This is a genomic window from Acinetobacter sp. 1294596 (assembly GCF_000582925.1).
Lineage (GTDB): Bacteria > Pseudomonadota > Gammaproteobacteria > Pseudomonadales > Moraxellaceae > Acinetobacter > Acinetobacter radioresistens.
Window position 1 is genome coordinate 1 of the sequence record NZ_JFCC01000098.1, and the last position, 1,397, is coordinate 1,397.

Here is a 1,397-nt window from a genome sequence, read left to right on the forward strand (position 1 = left end):
ATATTAATAAAGACCGCTGATTTTGCCCTTTAGCTATATTCATCATTTTTAATCAGCATAAAAAAAGCCCCATACAGTATATGGGGCTTTTCAAATATGGTGGCGTGAGGCAGGATCGAACTGCCGACACACGGATTTTCAATCCGTTGCTCTACCGACTGAGCTATCGCGCCGATGAGGTGTATTAAGCCGTATCTGCTGGCAAGAGTCAACAAAAATCAGTTTTTTTTAGTTTAAATGCATATATTTTAAGCAAAAAAAATCCCTGATGGGATCAGGGACTGAAAACACAAATATGGTGGCGTGAGGCAGGATCGAACTGCCGACACACGGATTTTCAATCCGTTGCTCTACCGACTGAGCTATCGCGCCGATGTGGGGCGTATTAAACAATCTAATTAACTGATCGTCAAGTCTTTCCTTTATAAAAATATTTAAAAGATTATTTTTCATGCAAAATCAAAAAGATTGAACAAGCAGTAATAGCGAGACTAATAAACTTAACATCCTCTTAAGCTATATTTGCCTAGTTATATCTTTACAGTTTACCTAGATGTGCCAAGCAACGATGGATAGCCCCACAGCCTGGGTCAAACCTTTTGACTTCTTTTGCCTCTTCATAGCGGCAGACTTCACTGACCAGACGTTCAGCAACTCCACGACCGCGATTTGCCGGATGTACTACGATATATTCCAGAGTCTTACTCTCCCCTTGTCCCGTACACCAGATTGCACCTATAATTTTGGTATTAAACTCTGCTGTATACAACGTTGTATACTGGGCCAGATGCTGTTCAAGTTGCTCGACCGCATCCTGCCCGTCTCCGAATTCGGGACTGGTGTCATACAATCGCTCAAGCTGACTGCGGACTTCTGCATTTTCTAGAGAAGTATGAGCATGTACGGTAATAGGCATTGATTAACCCTCCTGAGCAATCTAATATGCTGTGGCTTTGACCTTGATCAACACAGCGCAAGTTTTCACATCAAACATTTTTGACGTTTTTGAGGAATGTGTCCATGACGCAACGTATCAGTGAAGTGGTAAGAAATACTAACGAAACCAAGATTCGAGTTCGTCTCAACCTTGATGGTACGGGTCAGGGCACCTTAAATACTGGCATTCCCTTTTTAGATCATATGATTGATCAAATCAAGCGTCATGGTCTTTTTGATATTGATATTCATTGTGATGGTGATCTGGAAATTGATGACCACCATACAGTAGAAGATTGTGGTATTACGTTAGGTCAGGCTTTTGCCCAGGCACTGGGTGATAAAAAGGGATTGCGCCGCTATGGACACTTTTATGCGCCACTGGATGAATCACTGTCACGTGTTGTAGTCGATCTCTCTGGCCGTCCGGGTCTGTTTATGGATATTCCATTTACCCGTGC

Annotated in this window: 2 protein-coding genes and 2 tRNA genes; 1 reads left to right on the top strand and 3 read right to left on the bottom strand. The window is 42.5% G+C overall.

Annotated elements, in window-relative coordinates:
- Positions 1 to 97: 97 nt before the first annotated feature.
- The 3 genes from J502_RS15970 to J502_RS15980 form a co-directional block, all read right to left on the bottom strand.
- Positions 98 to 173 (bottom strand) — tRNA-Phe (locus J502_RS15970).
- A 123-nt stretch (positions 174 to 296) separates the two neighbouring features.
- Positions 297 to 372, bottom strand: a tRNA-Phe gene (locus J502_RS15975).
- Positions 373 to 538: 166 nt separating this feature from the next.
- A complete protein-coding gene (locus tag J502_RS15980; protein ID WP_005024167.1) occupies positions 539 to 916 on the bottom strand; it encodes an acetyl-CoA sensor PanZ family protein in 378 nt (125 codons plus the stop codon).
- A 104-nt stretch (positions 917 to 1,020) separates the two neighbouring features.
- Between J502_RS15980 and J502_RS15985 the strand changes: the two genes are divergently transcribed.
- The coding region (locus J502_RS15985) for an imidazoleglycerol-phosphate dehydratase (protein ID WP_034682949.1) at positions 1,021 to 1,397 on the top strand (377 nt) is incomplete at its 3' end.

Coding starts and splice junctions, on each gene's coding strand:
- J502_RS15980 (WP_005024167.1), bottom strand. CDS start 916: ATGCCTATTACCGTACATGCTCATACTTCTCTAGAAAATGCAGAAGTC.